We start from the raw sequence: 18,678 nt of genomic DNA, 5'->3' as shown, positions 1-18,678 counted from the left end.
AAGAACCCGCTGGTAGCTTCCCTGCCATGAACCGCCCGCTGCCTTTCGACCCGATCGCCCGCGCCGCGCAGCTGTGGGAGGAACGGATCGGGCCGTCCGCGACGATGGCGGCGGTCACCGGCGTGATGCGGGTCCAGCAGATCGTCCAGTCGGCCGTCGACGGCGCGCTCAAACCGCACAACCTGACCTTCGCGCGCTACGAAGCGCTGGTGCTGCTGTCGTTCGCGCGGCGCGGCGCGCTGCCGATGCGCGTGATGGGGGAACGGCTGCAACTGCACCCGACGAGCGTCACCAACATCGTGGACCGGCTGGAGAAGGACGGGCTGGTCAAGCGGATGCCGCACCCGACCGACCGGCGCACCACGCTGGTGGAGATCACCGACGACGGTCACGCGCGCCTGGCGGAGGCGACGAAGGCGGTCACCGAGATCGATTTCGGGCTCGTCGGTCTCACCGCCAAGCAGACCGAGCAGTTGTCCGAGCTGCTCACCAAGGTGCGCAAGGCCACCGGCGACTTCAACGGCTGACGGCAGCGCGAAGCGCCGCCCCGGCGCGTGCGGAGGCGGCGCTTCGGTGCCGCGGGGTCAGGCGGAGACGGTGTTCCGGACGATCAGGCCGGTGCCGCCGTAGGTGAGGCGCTCCGGGCCGTCCAGCTTGCCGGTGCGCAGCGCCCAGGTCTCGAACCACCAGGTGAACAGCGGCGGGATGCTGGCCAGCAGCGCCATGGCGAGCACGCGCGGGCGCCAGCCCAGCGGCTTGAACACGGCGAGCGTGACGACGACGTACACGACGAAGACGACGCCGTGCACCATCCCGAGCACCGGCACGCCACCGTCGTTCGGGGCGTCCACGACGTACTTCAGGAACATCCCGATCAGCAAACCCGCCCAGGACAGCGCCTCGGCGACGGCGGCCACGCGGAACACGAGAGCGGCCTTGCTGGTCACTGCTTTCCTCCTCGTGAGAAGCACATGGAAAAACGTCCGACTCCGTTGACGTCAACCACGCTGTCGGACGTTCCGGTACCCAGTGTGGGCCGTGATCGTGGTCACCGGAACTCCGGGGGTCGTGATCATCCTCACCACCGCCGGACGGGCCCGACGCACGGTGACCACCGGTTGACACCGCGCTGCCCGTGGTGTGGAATCCACCCGCTATGACAACGTTGTCGTCCGGTGCGGGCAAGGCGTCTCGGCGCGCCACGATGAACGACGTCGCCCGTCTGGCCGGAGTGAGCGTCAAGACGGTGTCGCGTGTGGTCAACGACGAGCCCGCGGTGCACCCGGACACGGCCGAGCGGGTCCTCGCCGCCATCGACGAGCTCGGGTTCCGGCGCAACCTCGGCGCGCGCAACCTGCGCCGCGGTTCGACCACCGGCACGATCGGCCTGGTGCTGGAGGACGTGGGCAACCCGTTCTACTCCGAGCTCACCCGCGCGGCGGAGAAGGTCGCCACCGCGTTCGGGCGGCGCGTGCTGTCCGGTTCGTCCGGGGAGGACCCCGACCGCGAGCGCGAGCTGGCCCTGGAGTTCTGCGCGCGCCGGGTGGACGGCCTGCTGGTGGTTCCGGCCGGCCGCGAGCACGGCTACCTCCGGCCCGAGGTGCGCGCCGGCACGCCGGTGGTCTTCGTGGACCGCCCGCCCGGGGACATCGCGGCCGACACCGTCCTGGTCGACAACGCCGGCGGCACCGTGCAGGCGGTGGCCCACCTGGTCCGGCACGGCCACCGCCGCATCGCCTTCCTCGGCGACCGGCCCGGTATCCACACCGCCGCCGAGCGCCTGCGCGGCTACCGGGACGGGTGCGCGCGCGCCGGCCTGCGCCCCGACGAGCGCCTGGTGATCATGCGCCCGCCCACCCGGCAGGGCGTCGCGGACGCGGTGGCCCGGCTGCTCGCCGACCCGGACCCGGCCACCGCGATCATCGCCGGCAACAACCGCGTCACGGTCCACCTGCTGCGCGCGCTGGCCCACGTCACGCCGCGCCCCGCCGTCGTCGGCTTCGACGACTTCGAACTCGCCGATCTGCTCGACCCGCCGGTGACCGTCGTCGCACACGACGTGAGCCGTCTCGGATCGGCAGCGGCCGAGCTGTTGTTCGCCCGCATCAACGGTGATGCCTCCGCACCGAGAAAGGTTGTGCTGCCCGTGCGTCTCGTTCCCCGCGGCTCCGGAGAGGTGTCCCCGTGACCGCCCCGATCAAGCTCCCGGCCAACCAGCCGGCCCAGTTCTACCGCGGTGGTGCCGCGATCGCCGCGCTGCGCGGGGTGTCCGGACCGGACTCCGCGTTCGGCCCCGAGGACTGGGTCGCCTCGACCACCACCCGCTTCGGCCAGGAGGAGGCCGGGCTGACCCGGCTGCCCGACGGCCGGTGGCTGCGCGACGCGGTCCGCGCCGACCCGGAGTCCTGGCTGGGCGCCGAGCACGTCGCCGCGTTCCGCGATTCCACCGCGCTCCTGGTGAAGCTGCTCGACGCCGGTCAGCGGCTGCCGGTGCACTTCCACCCCACCGACGGCTTCGCACGTGAGCACTTCGACTCGCACTTCGGCAAGACCGAGGCGTGGATCGTGGTCGGCACCAGCGGCGAGGACCCCCGCGTCTACCCGGGTTTCCGCGAGACGGTCAGCCCCGCCACCGTGCACGAGTGGGTGCGTGAGCAGGACACCGGCACGATGCTCGGCGCGCTCAACAGCGTCGCGGTCCGGCCCGGTGACACGGTCTACATCCCGGCCGGGCTGCCGCACGCCATCGGTGCGGGCGTGTTCGTCGTCGAGCTGCAACAGCCGACGGACTTCTCGCTGAGCATCGAGTGGCGGGACTTCCTGGACGACCCGGACCAGGCGCACCTCGGGCTCGGGTTCGACACCGCGTTGCGGGCACTGGACACCTCGGGGTGGGACGACGAGCGGCTGGCGTCGATCGTCAAGCGCACCGCGACCGCCGAAGGGTCCACAGTGGACCTGCTGGCCGCCGGGTCGGCGGAGTTCTTCCGCGCCGACCAGCTGCGTCCCGCGCCCGCGCTCGCGCTCGACCCGTCGTTCGCCGTGCTGGTGGTGCTCGACGGGCAGGGCACCCTGCGCACCGAACGCGGCGCCGAGCTCGCCGTCACCAAGGGCGAGACGCTCGTCGTGCCCCACGCCGCCGGGCAGCTCGAACTGGCCGGCGACCTGACCGTCATCCGCTGCCGGCCGCCGCTCCCGCACGCGCGCTGACGGCTCCGCCCGGCCCGGCGCCCGGGGAGGCACGCTCCTCCCCGGGCGTTCAGCGCAGCGACTTAGCGCAGGGACTTCAGGTGCTCGGCCAGCCAGCCGCGCGTGTCCCGCCACAGGCCGGCCCCGAGCGAGATCCGCGCCACGCCCAGTTCCGCCAGCACCGCGAAGTCCGGGCCGTTCGCGTTCACCGCGGCCGGGCGCACCGCCTGCACGAATTCGGCCAGCACGCCGCGGTCGCGCAGCAGGATCGGGTACACGCAGTCGGCGCCGGCGTCGAGGTAGGCGCGGGCCCGCTCGATCGCCTCGGGCAGGGCGGCGCGCGCGTCGGTGGCCGTGAGGAACACGTCGATGCGGGCGTTCACCACCAGGTCCGCTCCCGCGGCTTCGCGGATCGCGGCGAGGCGGGCAGCCTGCTCGCCCACCGGTCGCAGCCCACCCCCGGCGTGGTCGGTGTCCTCGTAGTTGCACCCGACCGCCCCGGTCGCCAGCAGCCGTTCGGCGAACTCGTGCCCGGGCAGGCCGTACCCGCCCTCGGCGTCCACCGTCACCGGCACCGGCACGGCCCGCGCGATGCGTGCCGCGGCGGCGAACATCTCCTCCACCGGCGCCGCCTCCCCGTCGGGGTAGCCGAGCGACGCGGCCACCGCGGCCGAGGACGTGGCCACCACGGGGAAGCCGGCCTCCGCGACCAGCCGGGCGCTGTCGGCGTCCCACGCGTTCGGCAGGATCAGCGGGTCGCCCGGCACATGCAGCGCCCGCAGCGCACCGGCCGTCACTTCGGCTCGGCCGGCAGCGCCTTGCGGCTCGTCACGCCGACCCGGTTGAACGCGTTGATCACCGCCGCCGCCCAGGCGATCGCGACGTACTGCTCCTCGGTGAACACGCTCGTCGCCTGCTCGTACACATCGTCGGGCACGTCCTGGTGCTCCGACAGCCGGGTTATCGCCTCGGTCAGCGCGAGCGCGGCCCGCTCCTGCTCGGTGTAGAGGTCGGTCTCCCGCCACGCGCTGACCATGACGATCCGGCGCTCGCTCTCGCCGAGCTTGCGCGCGTCCCGGGAGTGCATGTCGAGGCAGAAGGCACACCCGTTGAGCATCGACGCGCGGATCTTGACCAGCTCGATCAGCCGCTGGTCGAGACCGGCGTTCGCGGCCGCCTTCTCGACCACGGTGTGCAGGTCGCGGATCGCGCGGAAGGCGTCGGGCAGCGCGGCCGACAACTGGATTCGCTTCGTCATGACACCCAACCTAACCCGCGCTGGCCTACGAGTATGGTCCAGTTTCATGGCACGTTCGTGGTCCAGTTCCGATCTCCACCTCGACTGGGATCCGGGTACGGGCCGGCGCGGACTGACCGGCGCGCTACGCTCCGCCATCCGGGACGGCCGCCTCGCACCCGGCACGGCGCTGCCGTCCACCCGCGTGCTCGCGGCCGACCTCGGCGTCGCCCGCGGCACCGTCACCCGTGTGTACGGCGACCTGACCGCCGAGGGCTACCTGCGCAGCCGCCAGGGCGCCCCCACCCGGGTCGCCGCCGACACCCGCGCTCCCGCCGAAGCCCGCGAGAAGCCCGGCCCGGCGACGGCGGCGTGGCGCCGCGACGCGCGCTGGGACCTGTTCCCCGGGCGGCCCGACCTGTCGTCGTTCCCGCGCGCGGCGTGGGCCTCGGCCACCCGGCGCGTCCTGCACGCGATGCCGGCCGGCTCGTTCGACTACGGCGACCCGGCAGGGCCGGCCGCGCTCCGCGAGGCGCTGGCGCGGTACCTCGCGCGCAGCCGCGGCGTCCTCGCCGAACCGGACCGCATCGTGGTTTGCGGCGGCTACTTGCAAGCCATCGCCGTCCTGGGGCAGTTGTACGGCGAGATCGCCTTCGAGGATCCCTCGCTGCCCGAATTCCGCCTGGCCGCGGCGCGCGGCGGAGCGAGGACCGTGCCGGTGCCGGTGGACGAGCGCGGCCTGCGGGTGTCCGAACTGGACAGTCCGGTCGTGGTGGTGACGCCCGCGCACCAGTACCCGCTGGGCGTCACGCTCGCGCCGGAGCGCCGGTCGGCGCTCGCCGGCTGGGCGGCGGCCGGCGGTCTCGTGATCGAGGACGACTACGACGGCGAGTTCCGGTTCGACCGCCAGCCACTCGGTGCGGTGCAGTCGCTGGCGCCGGAACGGATCGTCTACGCCGGCGGGGTGAGCAAGACGCTCGCGCCGTCGCTGCGGATCGGCTGGCTGGTCCTCCCCCGCCGGCTGGTCGCCCCGGTGTGCGACCGGATGGCGGAGCTGGGCTGGCGCCCGCCCGTGCTGGACCACCTGGTCCTCGCCGACCTGCTGACCTCGGGCGCCTACGACCGGCACGTCCGCCAGCGCCGGATCGCCTACCGCCGCCGCCGGGACCGCCTGCTCGCCGCGCTGCCGCCGGAGTTCGTCCCGGAAGGTATTTCCGCCGGCCTGCACCTGGTGCTGAAGGTGCCGGACGAGGAAGCGGCCGCACGGGCGCTGCGCAGGCGTTCGGTGGCGGTGGACCGGCTCAGCCGCCACTGGATGACGAGCGGCCCCGGCGGGATCGTGATCGGCTACGGGACCCCGGCGGAGCACGCGTTCGGCCCCGCGGTGGCGGCGCTGGTGGACGGGCTGCGCGCCGTCGCTACGAATCGTCCCTGAGCGCGGCCAGCAGCTCGTCCGCGGCGGCGTAGGGGTCCAGCGCCCGGTCGGCCACCTTCTTCGCGACCGCCGGCAGATGTCCGCCGCGGTGCGGGTCGGTCATGCGGGCCCGCAGTTCCCGCAACGCGATCGCCGCCACCTCGCTCGCGGCACGCCCCGCCCGGCGGCGGGCCAGCTCCCCGTGCGCGGCCAGCCAGTCGCGGTGCCCGGACAACGCCTTCACCAGCTCCGACACACCCTCGCCGCGGGCGGCGACGGTCCGCACGACCGGCTGCCGCCAGCTCTCCCCCCGGATCTCCCGGCGGGCGAAGGCGATCAGCTGCTTCAGATCGCGCACCACCGTGTCCGCACCTTCGCGGTCGGCCTTGTTCACCACGAACACGTCGGCGATCTCCAGCACGCCGGCCTTCGCCGCCTGGACACCGTCGCCGAGACCGGGCGCCAGCAGGACCACCGTGGTGTCGGCGAGCCGCACGACGTCCACTTCGGACTGCCCCACGCCGACGGTCTCGATCAGCACGACATCGAACCCGGCGGCGTCGAGCACCCGCACCGCCTGCGGCGTCGCCCAGGACAGGCCGCCGAGATGGCCGCGGGTGGCCATGGACCGGATGAAGACCCCGGGATCGGTCGCGTGCTCGGTCATCCGGATCCGGTCGCCGAGCAGCGCACCCCCGGAGAACGGCGACGACGGGTCGATCGCGAGCACGCCCACCCGCTTGCCCGCCGCGCGCAACGCCGACACCAGCACCGACGTCGAGGTCGACTTGCCGACCCCGGGCGGCCCGGTCAGGCCGATCACCCACGCACGCCCGGTGTACGGCGTGAGCGCCGCGGCCACCTCACGCAAGGCCGGGTGCGCGTCCTCGACCAGGGAGATCAGCCTGGCGACCGCGCGCGGCTGCCCGTTCCGCGCGCGGTCGACGAGGTCCGCGACGTCCAGCGGCACTACCGGGTGGGCACCTTGATCAGCAGCGCGTCACCCTGGCCACCGCCACCGCACAGGCCGGCCGCACCGAGACCGCCACCGCGGCGGCGCAGTTCGTGCACCAGGTGCACGGCCAGCCGGGCACCGGACGCGCCGATCGGGTGGCCGAGGGCGATGGCACCGCCGTCGACGTTGACGATCTCCGGGTCGATGCCGAGCTTCTCGATCGACACCAGGCCCACCGCGGCGAACGCCTCGTTGATCTCCACCAGGTCCAGCGCGCTCGCGTCGAGCTTCGCCTTCGCGAGCGCGGCCTTGATCGCGTTGGCCGGCTGCTCGTGCAGGCTCGCGTCCGGACCGGCGACCACCCCGTGCGCGCCGATCTCGGCCAGCGGCTCCAGACCCAGCTCCTCGGCCTTGGCGCGGCTGGCGACGACCACCGCGGCCGCACCGTCGGAGATCTGCGAGGCCGAGCCCGCGGTGATGGTGCCGTCGGAGGCGAACGCCGGGCGCAGCTTCGCCAGGCTCTCCGCCGTGGTGCCGGCACGCACGCCCTCGTCGGTGTCGAAGACGACCGGGTCGCCCTTGCGCTGCGGGATCGTCACCGGGGCCATCTCGGCCTTGAACCGGCCGGCGCCGGCGGCGGCCACGGCGCGCTCGTGCGAGCGGGCCGAGAAGGCGTCCTGATCTTCCCGGGTGATGCCGTAGCGGGAGTTGTACTTCTCGGTCGACGCGCCCATCGCGCACTGGTCGAACGCGCAGAACAAGCCGTCGTAGGCCATGTGGTCGAGCAGCGTGGTGTCGCCGTACTTGAAGCCGGAACGCGACTTGGGCAGCAGGTGCGGCGCCTGGGTCATCGACTCCTGGCCGCCCGCCACCACCAGGTCGAACTCGCCGGCGCGGATGAGCTGGTCGGCCAGCGCGATCGCGTCCAGGCCGGACAGGCACACCTTGTTGATGGTCAGCGCGGGCACGTCCATCGGGATGCCGGCGGCGACCGCGGCCTGCCGCGCCGGGATCTGCCCCGCGCCCGCGGTGAGGACCTGGCCCATGATCGTGTACTGGACGGCGTCCGGGGACACCCCGGCCTGCTCCAGCGCGGCCTTGATGGCGATCCCGCCGAGCTGGGCCCCGGTGAAGTCCTTGAGAGATCCGAGCAGACGCCCGATCGGGGTACGAGCGGCACCCAGGATGACGGAACCGGACACGGCAGCCTCCAAATACGAACAACGGCGGTCGCTCCGACGATACCCGGAGCGGCCGTTCAGTACAGGTGTGAGCCGCGGCACGAACAGTCACCGGCCCCACGGCCTATTCTGACCACCATGGATGACGCGCTGAAGCCGTTCGTGACGACGATCGACCACGTCGGCATCGCCGTCGCCGACCTGGACGCCGCGATCGAATTTTACGCGTCGAACTTCGGCCTGATCGCCACGCACTCCGAGGTCAACGAGGAGCAGGGCGTGCGCGAGGCGATGCTGCACGCGCCCGGCGACGAGTCCGGCCCGGCGATCCAGCTGCTCGCCCCGCTGCGCCCGGACTCGACGATCGGCAAGTTCCTGGACAGCAAGGGGCCGGGCCTGCAGCAGCTCGCCTACCGCGTCACCGACGTCGAAGCGGCGGCGGAGGCGTTGCGGGCCAAGGGGCTGCGGCTGCTCTACGACAAGGCCCGGCGCGGCACCGCGAACAGCAAGGTCAACTTCGTGCACCCCAAGGACGCCGGTGGCGTCCTCGTCGAACTGGTCGAACCGGCCGCCGCGCACTAACCCGGCGCGGCCCGGGCCGTCAGGGCGTCGGCGACGAAGTTCACCTCGCGGTCCATCAGGTCCGGTGGATCGTCACCGGCGTGCCGTGCCACCGAGTGCCGGTAGCTCACCGCCAGCGCGAGCAGCCCGGCCGCGCTGTCCACGTCGGCCACCGCCAGCTCACCACTCCCGGCGGCGACGATCACCGCCCGCACCTGCCGGACCAGCTGCTGGAACCGCTCCTGCAGCGCATCCCGCACCGCATGGTGCGTGTCCGCCTCCCGCCACAGCAGGTGCGACAGCATCCGGGACCGGGCCAGGCGTGCGTCGAGCTCGGAGACCAGCCGCCGCAGGCTTTCCGCGATGTCGCCCGGCACCACGACGCGGGCGGCGTCGATCTGCTCCTCCGGAAGCCGCTTGATCAGCGCGCCGAGCAGGTCCGGTTTGCGGCGGAAGTAATAGTGCACGAGCCCCTTGGGCACGCCCGCGCGCTCGGCGATCCGGGAGGTCGGAGTGGCGTCGAAACCGTTTTCCGCGAACAGGTCCTCGGCCGCGCGCAAAATCCGCTCCTTGGCCGGAAGATCGTCCTCGTGATCGGAACGCGCCACTCCGCCCGCCTCTCGTTTCCCTGCCGCGCTCAGTGCGCGGTCCGCATCCCGCCGCGGTGCACGGAGTTCGCCACCGGCAGGGCCGCCAGGCCGGCGATCACGGTCAGGGCACCGATGATCCACGACGACCAGGCCGCCACGCCCAGGCCCGTGTAGGACATCACCCACGGTGCGATGAACAGCAGCGCTCCGAGGATGACCTGGAGTCCCTCGCCGTACACCAGGCCCGGCACGGCCAGCGACAGCAGGCCGTCCAGGGCGATGAGGGCGCCGAGCACGATCATCGTCCACATCGCGGCGTTGCCGGTGCTCGCCCACAACGGTGTCAGCAGGGCCACCAGTCCGAGCACGACCTCGGCCCAGTCGTGCGGACGGGTCCACGCCCGCTTCGACCGATCAGCCATTCGTGATCACCTCCGAAACCGATCCGGGAGGCCACGTCCCGCGGTCTCCGCACCTCCATCGTGCGCCTTGATTGGCCGCCCGGTCAATCTCACCCCGGGATGAATTCGAAAACGACCACTGCTCGCCTTCCACGGATTTCCGGGCGCGGCCGGGAACGGAAAGCCGAGGTGGGCGCCCTGGCACGCCGGCCGGAACGCGTGCGCGACGCGCGGATGCGGGCGGAGCACCTCGACCGGATCAGTTTGATCCGCCGGACCTCAGTAGTCTGAGCCGCATGAGCCTTGGCGACGAACGAGAGCTGGTACCGCTCGGCGCGGGTTTCGACCTGGTCAAGCGCGGCTACGACCGCCACCAGGTCGACGAGCACCTCGAACGGCTGGACAGCGATCTGAAAATGCTCGCCGCCGACCGGGACGCCGCCATCTCGCAGGCCGGCGACCTCGCCCGGCAGCTCGAGCAGGCTCGCGGGGATATCGAGAACCTGCGGGGGCAGGTGGAGCGGCTGGGCCAGCCGCCGACCACGGTCGAAGGACTGTCCGAGCGGCTGCAGCGCATGCTGCGGCTGGCGCAGGAGGAAGCCGCGGACACCCGCGCCCGCGCGGAGGCCGAGGCCGGGCACATCCGGGCCAAGGCCGAGGCGGACGCCAGCGCCATGCGGGCCCGCTACGAGCAGTTGCTGGCCGAGCTGGACGCACGGCGCAAGGAGATGGAGGCCGAGCACCGCAAGGTGCTGGAGACCGCGCGCGCCGAGGCCGAGTCGATCACGACCAAGGCCAGGGAGGAGCGGGACCGCCTCGACCGCGAGGCCGAGCAGCGCCGCACCCAGGTCGAAGAGGACTTCGAGATCGCGATGGCGACGCGACGCGCGGAGGCGATGCAGGTGCTCGCCGAGCAGGAGGCGACCAGCAAGGCGGAAGCCGAGCGGCGCGTGCGCGAAGCGACGGACGAAGCCGCGGCCATCCGCAAGAAGGTCGCCGAGGAGGAGGCCGCCGCGAACGCCGAGATCGAGCGCCGCCGCCGCGAGTCCATCGAGGACGCCAACCGGCGCCGGACGGAGTCGATCACCGAGGCGAACGCGCGGCTGGCGGAGGCGTCCGACGAGGCAGCGCGCCGCGTGCGCGAGGCCACGGAGGAGTCGAACCGCCGCATCAACGCGGCGGCCGACCGGGTCGAGGCCCTGCGCAAACTGCGAGCCGGAATAGCCGAACAGGTCAAGGCGGCGCGCGAAGTGCTCGTCGAGGCGAACTCGGTCCTCGGCGACGCCGAACCGGTGATCGAACCGCTGCCGGAGGAACGCGAGGCCACCTCCGCGGGCAAGCCGGCCGGACGCCAGTAACCCGCGGCTCCGCCCGCCGGCACGGGCCGCCAACAGTGCCGACGGTGGTCACGCCGGTAGCGGGGAGGTCGGTTCACCACGCGCCCCGCCACACCGCCCGCGTCACCCGGTCGCCAACCTCCCCTCCACCAGCAGACCCGGCCGGGAACACGTCCTGATGCTGGGGCTGCGCCGGAACCGACTGGCGAGTAACCTGGCGCCACTTGCGAATGCGCACAGGACGCGCACCCTTGCCGGAGGTATTGGGATGGCTGCATACCGGACCGTGGTCGTCGGTACGGACGGGTCTGATTCATCGTTCCGCGCGGTCGATCGCGCGGCCGCCGTCGCGGCGGACTCCGGTGCCACCTTGGTCATCGTGTGCGCCTACTACCCGGCGACCAGGCAGGACGTGGAGAAGGCGCAGGACGTCCTGGGTGACGAGGCCTACCAGGTGGTCGGCTCCGCACCGGCCGAGGACACCCTCCGCAGCGCGCAGGACCGCGCCCGCACCGCCGGCGCGGAGAAGACCGAGACGGTCGCGGTGGTCGGCGAGCCGGTGGAGGCGCTGCGCAAGGTCGTGTCCGACCGGGCGGCCGACCTGCTGGTGGTCGGCAACCGCGGGCTGAACACCCTCACCGGCCGGCTCCTCGGTTCGGTGCCGTCCGAGGCAGCACGCAAATCCGGCGTCGACGTCCTGATCGTGCACACGACGTAGGCCGGGCGTGGATTCCGAGCGTCTGGAAGGCATTCTGCTCGGCGGCAAGCGCCGGTACACCCGGCTCGAGGTGGCCGAGCGGGCGGGTGTACCGATCGAACGGGCCACCCGGCTGTGGCGCGCGCTCGGGTTCGCCACGGTCGGGGACGACGAAGTCGTCTTCACCGACGCGGACATCGACGCCGTCCGCACCACCGATCAGCTGATCTCCTCCGGGCTGCTCGACGAGCGGCTGGAGGCCCCGGTCGCCCGCACGCTCGGCCTGCACCTGTCGCGGCTGGCCGAGTGGCAGGTGCGGATGCTGTGGACGCTGATCACCGAGACCGGGCACCTCGGCGAGGACGACGCGCAGGTCGTCACGCTCGTCGAGCGGCTGCTGCCGGAACTGCAACGCGTGCAGGACTTCGTGTGGCGCCGCCACCTGGCAGCGTTCGCGGGGCGGGCACTGGCCTCCCCGGAGGAGAACCTGGAGGCGCGGACCGAGGCCGTCGGGTTCGTCGACATGGTCGGCTACACCCGGATGACCCGCCGTCTCGGCGAAAGCGAGCTCAGCGCCGTGCTGGAGAGCTTCGAGCTGCTCGCCACCGAGGTGATCGCCGATCACCACGGCCGGGTGGTGAAGATGATCGGCGACGAGGTGCTGTTCGTGGCGGACGCGCCCGCCGACGCGGCCGAGATCGCGTTGACGCTGACCGAACGCACGGCGGCGGATCCGGAGCTGCCCGAGGTGCGGGCCGGGCTGGCGGCGGGCCGGATCCTGAGCCGCTTCGGTGACGTGTACGGGTCGGTGGTGAACGTGGCCGCCCGGCTCACGTCCGTCGCGCGCCCGGGAACCGTGCTGGCCGACCGCGCCCTGGCCGACGCCCTCGGCGGCGTGCCGGGGTTCGCGGTGCGGTCCCGGCGGCCGGTGGCGGTGCGGGGCTACCCGCGGCTGCACCCGTACGTGCTCAGGCGCGACTGAGGTCGCCGCATCGCCGGTGGCCCGTGGTGGCTGCCGGGCGCATCCCGGCAGCCACTCGTGCTCACTGGTTCCCGGGCAGGACCGCGAACTGGCGCACGTACAGGTCGGTGTAGGTGACCGGCCCGCGGGGACCCGGCACCTTGTCCAGGTTGATGCCGGTCTCGGGCACGGCGAGGAGCTTGAAGCCGTCGAGCAGGCGGGTCGGGGCGTTCCAGAACACGCCCGTGCCGGTGTAGCCGTCGAAGAACGCCTGGGCGGTCCCGGCGTCCTCGGTGGCGATGCCCGCGGCGAGGCCGGAGGTTCGCTCGTTGGCGATCTCGACCGCCTCGGTCACGCCGCTGACCTGCGCGACCGTGACCGTGGCCTCGCGCTCGGAGTCGAGGGCCCACTCGTAGCCGATGGGGTGGTCGTGCGGCGGGAGGGAAGGGGTCACGTTCCGCTCGGCCAGTGCCTCGGCGATGACCGGCCACAGCTGGTCGTGCACCGCGGAGTGGACGAGCAGCAGGTTCAGCCGGTTGCACACGCCCAGCCGGTCGAGGCTGTGGAAGACCAGGTCGCGCACCTTGCCGGCGTCGGCGGCCTCGTCGACGTACAGCACCCCACCACCGTCGGCGTGGGCCAGCGTGCGGACGCCGTGCTGGGCGGCCTCGAGCGCGAGCGCGCGGGTGCTCTCACCACTGCCGCGCAGGATGACCAGCGGGACCAGGTCCGGGAACCGGACGAGGGCGGCGGCGGCCTCCCGCTCGACCCGCGGCACCAGCTGCACCACGGCGGGGTCGATCCCCGCCTCCGCCAGCGCCGGCGCGACGACCACCTCGAGCAGCCGCTGCGCGGAGCCCAGCGCCGCCGAACCGGTGCGCAGCACCCCGGCGTTGCGGGACTTGACCAGCTGCGACGCGACGTCGACCGTCACGTTCGGCCGCGCCTCGTAGTTCGCGCCGATCACCCCGACCGGGCGGCGGCGCTCGACCAGCCGCAGACCGCCGGACAGCGCCTTCACCGGAATTTCGCGCTCCGCGTGCGGCGCTCCGGCGAGCAGGCGCAGCTGCTCGGCCATGCCGGTGAGCCGTTCCTCGGTGATCGTGAGCCGGTCGAGCAGGCCGGCGCTCATGCCGTCCTGCCGGGCGCGCTCCACGTCGGCCCGGTTGGCCTCCAGGACGCTGTCCCGCGCGTCGAGGAGCCGGGCCGCCATGGCGGTCAGGGCCGCGTCGATGGCCGCATCCGACGCGGTGGCCAACGACGGGGCCGCCGCCTTGGCCGCCCGCGCGCATTCCTCAACAGCCTTCGCCACCTCGTCGGACACCGCTACCTCCACACGTGAAACCAGGAGACACCAGTGTGCCGCACGGGCAGGTCAGGGCGTCAGCGCGGGTTCGAGCAGCCAGGCGCCCCCGACGACCAGACAGGTGATCGCGATCACGGCCAGCATCAGCATCCACAGCGCCGCCGGCACCTCGGTCAGCCGGGCCAGCTGGTCCGCGTCCGAGTCCCGCGCCGCGCCCCGTCGCCGCTTCATCTGCAGCTCGACGACCGGGCGGAGCGCACCGAGGAGCAGGAACCACGTGATCAGGTACACGAACCACGCCTGCACCTCCGGCCCGGCCAGCAGCGCGACCACTGCGAGCCCGCCGGCCGTGAGCACCACGGACAGCACGCCGTAGGCGTTGCGAACCATGACCAGCACGCCGAGCAACAGCAACGCGGCGAGCACGAGCAGCGCCGTGATGCGCCCGGCGGCCAGCAAACTCGCGAACACCAGCCCGAGCATCCCCGGCGCCGGATAGCCCGCGAGCGCGGTCAGCACCATGCCCGGACCTTCCGGCTTGCCCCGGGAGAGCGTGACGCCCGACGTGTCCGAGTGCAGCTTGATCCCCTGCAGCCGGCGCCCGGCCAGCACCGCGACCAGCGCGTGGCCTGCCTCGTGGACAATCGTCACCACGTTGCGAGCCAGCCGCCAGGGCGCGCCGGACAGCACCAGCAGCAGCGCTATACCGCCGGTCACCAGCGGCACCGGGATGGACGGACCGGGTTGCGCCCCGAAGAGACCCGCCAGCACGTGGAGATCTGCCGTCGCCTCGTTCACGCGCGAAGCTCACCACACAGCGAGTGCGCTCCCTGTTATCACCCCCATCGCGTGCACAGCTCCTTCCCTGATAGTTCGACCCGATCCCACCTCGGGCGCACCGCCCCCGGCGAGGAGCTCAGCGCGCACCGGCAGCACCCACGAGCACAAGCGGCACGACCGAACGGCCACCGCGGCCCACCCGTGGGCCAGTGGACCCGACCGGGCCTGTCCGCGCACGTGGTGCACGCGCGGACAGGGCTGGACTCGCAACCACCTGAACGACCGCTACCCGGACACCTCCCCGCAACGCCACTCGCCCGACCGGAAGCGGCATCGATCACCGGCGAGCCGAGCCGCAGCGTGATCAGCCGCACGCGCGTGATCAGGCGAAGACGGTGATCAGCCCAGGCTGCGATACGGGCCGGGCAGCGCGCGATCCACCGGCGTCCCGGCCGGTCCGCACGGCGACCGGCCGGCAGCGCGCGAACCACTGCACCGCGATCAGCGGCAGCGTGATGCGCCCCGGTACGACCAGAGCCAGGGGATCAGCCGCGCCCGCTCATCGGCGACCGGCACGTGATCAGCCACCAGCCGGATCAACCGCCAGCGTGATCAGCCGCCGGTGTGGGGAGCGCGCCATCAGCACAGGGTGAGCCGGCGGCACGCGACCAACCGGCGGTCTCCCTGGACAGCAGGGATTGTCGTCGCTCAGTCGGCTCGACCATCGCGTCGCGGTTCACCTCCCTCCGGCGTCGCGTGGTGACCACGGTTCACGCGGAACAGAAGAGCGACCCAACTGCGGTAGGGGCACCAGGCGTCAGCGATGGTGGCCAGATCCGCAACGGAAGCACCAGGACGGTCGTAGGCGCGCCGCATCTCCTCGAGCAGATAACGCTCGTCCCTCGGAAAGACGTCCGGGTGGCCGGCACCACGGATCAGGATCAGCTGCGCCGAGAACGCCCCGATTCCGGAGAGGGCACGCAGCGCCTCCAGCGCGTCCTCGGGTTCCGCAGCGCGCAACGCCGCGGGATCGAGACGGCCGTCGAGCGCGGCTTCGGCCGCCGCCCGCAGACGGTCCACTTTGATCTCCGGCAACCAGGGCGGCGCCGGCATCGCCAGCAACTCCGCCGGCGCGGGGAATGACCACAACGGACGGCCGTCGACATCCAGTCGGGTGCCGCGCGCCTCTGCGATGCGCTGCTTGAACAACGCCGCCTGCCCGAACCGGATCCGCTGCCCGATGATCGCCCAGCAGGCGGCCTCGTACGGAGATGTGAACAGCACCGGCCGCAACCCCGGATACCGCTGCTGCAAGGCGGCCACGACGGGATCGCGCTCGCCGACCGCGCCGAAACCGGAACCGTCCACGTCCAGCGAGAGGATGCGCGCCACGTGCCGCGCCACTTCCGCGGCATCAGGGACTTCCGCGACATCCGATTTCCCCGCTACCACGGATACTTCCACCGCGCCGGGGGCCCGCTGCCGTACCCGCGCCCCGCAATGGACCCAGCTACCCGGCAGCGGGAAAGCGAACCGGAGCGTGCCCGGTTCCTCCGCCGCGTCCGGTCGCGCCGCGGGCGTGAACCCCTCCAGGAAACGGGCCGCCGCGGTGAGGTCGAACTGCCCCGGCACGCCGATCTCCACGGCGCCCCGCGCCGCCCTGGTCACGGTGCTCGTCACGGTGCTCGTCATCGTTGTTCTCCTTCGGCTCGACGATGATGGGACGACGGTAGCGGGACCCACCGACAAATCCGGAAAATGACCCCGCTGACCGTCCGGTTCCGGGACCGGCTCAACGTGCACGCCGATGCCGGGCGAGATCCCCTTGCCGCGACGGTTCCTCGTCGTGGCGAACATTCCGCATGCGCTGTCGACCACTCTCCTGCGCCGACTGCTCACCTCACGCACCGCACTCCACCGCGCGGACCTGCTCGTCGAACGGGGTTTCGCCGAACGGATTTGCGCCACCGTGCCGCGGCACGCGGTGCAGGCGTGCTGGGCCGCCCGCTTCGACCTCCACCTGGTATCGCGCACCGGCGCCCGCCACTTCTCCCCGCCACCGCGCGTCGACTCCGCACACCTGTCGATCCGCCGGAATCACCTCCCCCGATCGGCGGAAAGAGCACTGTGGACGATCCTGTCCACCGCCTACCGGCGATCCGCCACACCAGCCCACGCGCCGTTCGACCACCGAGCACTGCGCCGCGCCGGAATCCGGCTGTCCCAACTCGCGGCGACCGTGCGGCCCAACGAGTGGGCTCGGCTCGCCTGCGACCTGAACCCCGGGAAAGCGCCGGCCCGCTCTCCCCAGGCGGCTCGGCACCTGAGGTTCTCAGGAAATTCTTCTCAGCGGATTCCCGGGCCATCCCACAGCATTCTCTCAAGGAAACCGGCCAACCTCGATGACATGAACGACAACGAGTTCCGGGCGAGCCAGGCCGGCGGGATCCCGCCGACCTACCGCCACCCCCACTACCAGCAGCCGGTCGCGGTCGCGCCGGCGCTCACGCCCCCGCGGCCGAAGAAGAAGCGCCTCGCCGTCCTCGTCACCACCGGCACACTCGCCGCCGCCGTCGTCGGCGGTGCCAGCGGGGCCGCCATCGTGGGCCTCGACCACGCGACGTCGACCACCTCGCTCGCGCCGCCCTCCGCGACCACCGTGTCCAGCACGACCAACACCGACGTCAGCTCGGTCGCCCGGAAGGTGCTGCCCAGCGTCGTCCAGGTCAACGTCACCACCGGCGACGGCGAGGCCATCGGCTCCGGGGTGATCCTCACCGCCGACGGCAAGATCCTCACCAACGCCCACGTCGTGTCCGGCGCGGCGGGGAACATCACCATCACCCTGTCCGACGGCGCCAAATACCAGGCCCGCGTGCTCGGCGCCGACACCAAGGCCGACATCGCCGTCCTGCAGGCCAAGGGCGCCGGCGGGCTCACCCCCGCCAAGCTCGGCGACTCCAGCAAACTGCAAGTCGGTGAGCAAGTCGTAGCCATCGGCTCCCCCGGCGGACTGCAGAACACGGTCACCTCCGGCATCGTCAGCGCCCTCAACCGGCAGCTTTCCGACATCTCCAGCGGCAAACAGGACACCCCGTTCGGACAGACCGCGAACCGCACCGGCGACAGCCCCAGCTACACCGCCATCCAAACCGACGCACCCATCAACCAGGGCAACTCCGGCGGGCCGCTCGTCGACACGAACGGCGAGGTCATCGGCATCAACTCGGCCCTCTACAGCCCCTCGTCCACCTCTGCCGGATCGGTCGGCATCGGGTTCGCCATCCCCATCAACGACGCCAAAACGATCATCCAGCAGATCGAGAACAGCTGACACACCGGGACGGGCCGCGGTCGGGGCGGCCCGAACCGCTGTGCCGAACTGTCCCCGCGCGCGGACCGCGTTAGGGTTTCCCGGTGACCGACCGTCTTGTCTGGATCGACTGCGAGATGACCGGGCTGGACCTCGCGAAGGACGCCCTGATCGAAATCGCCGCCCTGGTGACCGACGCCGACCTCAACATCCTCGGCGACGGCCTCGACCTCGTCATCCACGCCGACGACGACGCGCTCGCCGGCATGCCCGACATCGTGCGCGAGATGCACGCGAAATCCGGGCTCACCGACGAAGTCCGCCGCTCCGCCGTCACCCTCGAAGAAGCCGAACACCGCGTCCTCGACTACATCCGGGCCCACGTCCCCGAACCCAACAGCGCCCCGCTCGCCGGCAACTCCATCGCCACCGACCGCGGCTTCATCGCCCGCGACATGCCCGCACTCGACGCCCACCTGCACTACCGCATGGTCGACGTGTCCTCCGTCAAGGAACTCGTCCGGCGCTGGTACCCGCGCATCTACTACGCCAAGCCGGAGAAGGGCCTCGCCCACCGGGCACTCGCCGACATCAAGGAATCCATCAGCGAACTCGACTACTACCGGCGCACCGCGTTCGTGCCCATGCCCGGCCCGAGCACCGAAGCAGCCCGCGCCGCCGCCGCGAAAGTGCAGCTCGAACACGGCAAGTGACCCCGCGCGTGGCCCGCACCGCGGCCACGCTACGATATCCCGG

The 18,678-nt window shown here is 72.3% G+C and carries 20 protein-coding genes and 1 pseudogene; 11 read left to right on the top strand and 10 right to left on the bottom strand.

Going from position 1 to position 18,678, the window contains the following annotated elements:
• Positions 1-26: 26 nt before the first annotated feature.
• A complete protein-coding gene (locus tag FHX45_RS22235; RefSeq protein ID WP_167105312.1) occupies positions 27-527 on the top strand; it encodes a MarR family winged helix-turn-helix transcriptional regulator in 501 nt (166 codons plus the stop codon).
• Positions 528-584: 57 nt separating this feature from the next.
• Here the strand turns inward: FHX45_RS22235 and FHX45_RS22230 are convergent, their stop codons facing one another.
• The gene (locus tag FHX45_RS22230; RefSeq protein WP_167105307.1) at positions 585-947 is read right to left on the bottom strand and encodes a DUF3817 domain-containing protein; all 363 of its coding nucleotides are present in this window, start codon (positions 945-947) and stop codon (positions 585-587) included.
• Positions 948-1,204: 257 nt separating this feature from the next.
• Between FHX45_RS22230 and FHX45_RS22225 the strand changes: the two genes are divergently transcribed.
• Together FHX45_RS22225 and FHX45_RS22220 are read left to right on the top strand one after the other, a co-directional pair.
• Complete coding sequence (locus FHX45_RS22225; RefSeq protein WP_167109322.1) at positions 1,205-2,188, top strand: LacI family DNA-binding transcriptional regulator; 984 nt, start codon at positions 1,205-1,207, stop codon at positions 2,186-2,188.
• Positions 2,185-3,210: a class I mannose-6-phosphate isomerase gene (locus FHX45_RS22220; protein ID WP_167105304.1), complete on the top strand. Its 1,026-nt coding sequence runs from the start codon at positions 2,185-2,187 to the stop codon at positions 3,208-3,210. The genes FHX45_RS22225 and FHX45_RS22220 overlap by 4 nt, the downstream gene beginning before the upstream one ends.
• A 62-nt stretch (positions 3,211-3,272) precedes the next feature.
• Here the strand turns inward: FHX45_RS22220 and FHX45_RS22215 are convergent, their stop codons facing one another.
• Positions 3,273-3,986, bottom strand: a complete 714-nt coding sequence (locus FHX45_RS22215) for an isocitrate lyase/phosphoenolpyruvate mutase family protein (protein WP_167105301.1) — start codon at positions 3,984-3,986, stop codon at positions 3,273-3,275.
• On the bottom strand, positions 3,983-4,447 hold the full coding sequence (locus tag FHX45_RS22210) for a carboxymuconolactone decarboxylase family protein (protein ID WP_167105298.1): 465 nt from the start codon (positions 4,445-4,447) through the stop codon (positions 3,983-3,985). The genes FHX45_RS22215 and FHX45_RS22210 overlap by 4 nt, the downstream gene beginning before the upstream one ends.
• 46 nt (positions 4,448-4,493) lie before the next feature.
• Here FHX45_RS22210 and pdxR point away from each other — a divergent pair, with 46 nt between their 5' ends.
• Complete coding sequence (gene pdxR / locus FHX45_RS22205) at positions 4,494-5,861, top strand: MocR-like pyridoxine biosynthesis transcription factor PdxR (RefSeq protein ID WP_167105295.1); 1,368 nt, start codon at positions 4,494-4,496, stop codon at positions 5,859-5,861.
• On the opposite strand, the gene meaB is transcribed toward pdxR, so the two are convergent.
• Positions 5,845-6,810, bottom strand: a complete 966-nt coding sequence (gene meaB / locus FHX45_RS22200) for a methylmalonyl Co-A mutase-associated GTPase MeaB (RefSeq protein ID WP_167105292.1) — start codon at positions 6,808-6,810, stop codon at positions 5,845-5,847. The genes pdxR and meaB overlap by 17 nt on opposite strands.
• Positions 6,810-7,997 carry an acetyl-CoA C-acyltransferase gene (locus tag FHX45_RS22195; RefSeq protein WP_167105289.1) on the bottom strand — a complete coding sequence of 396 codons (1,188 nt, stop codon included), beginning with the start codon at positions 7,995-7,997 and terminating at the stop codon, positions 6,810-6,812. The genes meaB and FHX45_RS22195 overlap by 1 nt, the downstream gene beginning before the upstream one ends.
• 117 nt (positions 7,998-8,114) lie before the next feature.
• Between FHX45_RS22195 and mce the strand changes: the two genes are divergently transcribed.
• Positions 8,115-8,558: a methylmalonyl-CoA epimerase gene (mce, locus tag FHX45_RS22190; protein ID WP_167105286.1), complete on the top strand. Its 444-nt coding sequence runs from the start codon at positions 8,115-8,117 to the stop codon at positions 8,556-8,558.
• Here mce and FHX45_RS22185 read toward each other — a convergent pair.
• A complete protein-coding gene (locus tag FHX45_RS22185; RefSeq protein WP_167105283.1) occupies positions 8,555-9,145 on the bottom strand; it encodes a TetR family transcriptional regulator in 591 nt (196 codons plus the stop codon). The genes mce and FHX45_RS22185 overlap by 4 nt on opposite strands.
• Before the next feature lie 29 nt (positions 9,146-9,174).
• Positions 9,175-9,549, bottom strand: coding sequence for an SPW repeat protein (locus FHX45_RS22180; RefSeq protein WP_167105280.1), 375 nt, complete (start codon positions 9,547-9,549; stop codon positions 9,175-9,177).
• 275 nt (positions 9,550-9,824) lie between these two features.
• On the opposite strand from FHX45_RS22180, the gene FHX45_RS22175 reads away from it, so the two are divergent.
• From FHX45_RS22175 to FHX45_RS22165, 3 genes are all read left to right on the top strand, one after another.
• Positions 9,825-10,886 (top strand): chromosome segregation protein, encoded by a 1,062-nt coding sequence (locus FHX45_RS22175; protein WP_167105277.1) that lies wholly within the window; start codon positions 9,825-9,827, stop codon positions 10,884-10,886.
• Between the two features lie 247 nt (positions 10,887-11,133).
• Positions 11,134-11,583 carry a universal stress protein gene (locus FHX45_RS22170; protein ID WP_167105274.1) on the top strand — a complete coding sequence of 150 codons (450 nt, stop codon included), beginning with the start codon at positions 11,134-11,136 and terminating at the stop codon, positions 11,581-11,583.
• A 7-nt stretch (positions 11,584-11,590) separates the two neighbouring features.
• Positions 11,591-12,544 carry an adenylate cyclase regulatory domain-containing protein gene (locus FHX45_RS22165; protein ID WP_167105271.1) on the top strand — a complete coding sequence of 318 codons (954 nt, stop codon included), beginning with the start codon at positions 11,591-11,593 and terminating at the stop codon, positions 12,542-12,544.
• Positions 12,545-12,605: 61 nt separating this feature from the next.
• On the opposite strand, the gene FHX45_RS22160 is transcribed toward FHX45_RS22165, so the two are convergent.
• The 3 genes from FHX45_RS22160 to FHX45_RS22150 all read right to left on the bottom strand — a co-directional run bounded on the left by FHX45_RS22160 (position 12,606) and on the right by FHX45_RS22150 (position 16,301).
• Entirely contained in the window at positions 12,606-13,847 is a 1,242-nt protein-coding gene (locus tag FHX45_RS22160) for an aldehyde dehydrogenase family protein (protein WP_167105268.1), read from the bottom strand.
• Positions 13,848-13,898: 51 nt separating this feature from the next.
• Positions 13,899-14,627: a M50 family metallopeptidase gene (locus FHX45_RS22155; RefSeq protein WP_167105265.1), complete on the bottom strand. Its 729-nt coding sequence runs from the start codon at positions 14,625-14,627 to the stop codon at positions 13,899-13,901.
• A 690-nt stretch (positions 14,628-15,317) separates the two neighbouring features.
• The gene (locus tag FHX45_RS22150; RefSeq protein ID WP_167105262.1) at positions 15,318-16,301 is read right to left on the bottom strand and encodes a DNA-3-methyladenine glycosylase family protein; all 984 of its coding nucleotides are present in this window, start codon (positions 16,299-16,301) and stop codon (positions 15,318-15,320) included.
• A 115-nt stretch (positions 16,302-16,416) separates the two neighbouring features.
• Here FHX45_RS22150 and FHX45_RS28195 point away from each other — a divergent pair.
• The 3 genes and pseudogenes from FHX45_RS28195 to orn form a co-directional block, all read left to right on the top strand.
• Positions 16,417-16,650, top strand: a pseudogene (locus FHX45_RS28195) (rRNA adenine N-6-methyltransferase family protein); the annotation flags it as partial.
• Positions 16,651-17,016: 366 nt separating this feature from the next.
• Positions 17,017-17,943: a S1C family serine protease gene (locus tag FHX45_RS22140; protein ID WP_167109320.1), complete on the top strand. Its 927-nt coding sequence runs from the start codon at positions 17,017-17,019 to the stop codon at positions 17,941-17,943.
• A gap of 83 nt (positions 17,944-18,026) precedes the next feature.
• Positions 18,027-18,635, top strand: coding sequence for an oligoribonuclease (orn, locus tag FHX45_RS22135; RefSeq protein WP_167105259.1), 609 nt, complete (start codon positions 18,027-18,029; stop codon positions 18,633-18,635).
• The last annotated feature ends 43 nt before the right edge of the window (positions 18,636-18,678 follow it).

It is taken from the genome of Amycolatopsis granulosa (assembly GCF_011758745.1).
Lineage (GTDB): Bacteria > Actinomycetota > Actinomycetes > Mycobacteriales > Pseudonocardiaceae > Amycolatopsis_E > Amycolatopsis_E granulosa.
Note: the sequence above shows the minus strand (reverse complement) of the source record. Positions and strands in the feature narration are given on the sequence as shown.

What these genes read in the sequence shown, in the direction of transcription:
- FHX45_RS22235 (WP_167105312.1), top strand. Translation starts at nt 27, where the DNA reads ATGAACCGCCCGCTGCCTTTCGACCCGATCGCCCGCGCCGCGCAGCTG.
- FHX45_RS22225 (WP_167109322.1), top strand. Translation starts at nt 1,205, where the DNA reads ATGAACGACGTCGCCCGTCTGGCCGGAGTGAGCGTCAAGACGGTGTCG.
- FHX45_RS22210 (WP_167105298.1), bottom strand. Translation starts at nt 4,447, where the DNA reads ATGACGAAGCGAATCCAGTTGTCGGCCGCGCTGCCCGACGCCTTCCGC.
- pdxR (WP_167105295.1), top strand. Translation starts at nt 4,494, where the DNA reads ATGGCACGTTCGTGGTCCAGTTCCGATCTCCACCTCGACTGGGATCCG.
- mce (WP_167105286.1), top strand. Translation starts at nt 8,115, where the DNA reads ATGGATGACGCGCTGAAGCCGTTCGTGACGACGATCGACCACGTCGGC.
- FHX45_RS22180 (WP_167105280.1), bottom strand. Translation starts at nt 9,549, where the DNA reads ATGGCTGATCGGTCGAAGCGGGCGTGGACCCGTCCGCACGACTGGGCC.
- FHX45_RS22175 (WP_167105277.1), top strand. Translation starts at nt 9,825, where the DNA reads ATGAGCCTTGGCGACGAACGAGAGCTGGTACCGCTCGGCGCGGGTTTC.
- FHX45_RS22170 (WP_167105274.1), top strand. Translation starts at nt 11,134, where the DNA reads ATGGCTGCATACCGGACCGTGGTCGTCGGTACGGACGGGTCTGATTCA.
- FHX45_RS22150 (WP_167105262.1), bottom strand. Translation starts at nt 16,301, where the DNA reads ATGACGAGCACCGTGACGAGCACCGTGACCAGGGCGGCGCGGGGCGCC.
- FHX45_RS22140 (WP_167109320.1), top strand. Translation starts at nt 17,017, where the DNA reads ATGAACGACAACGAGTTCCGGGCGAGCCAGGCCGGCGGGATCCCGCCG.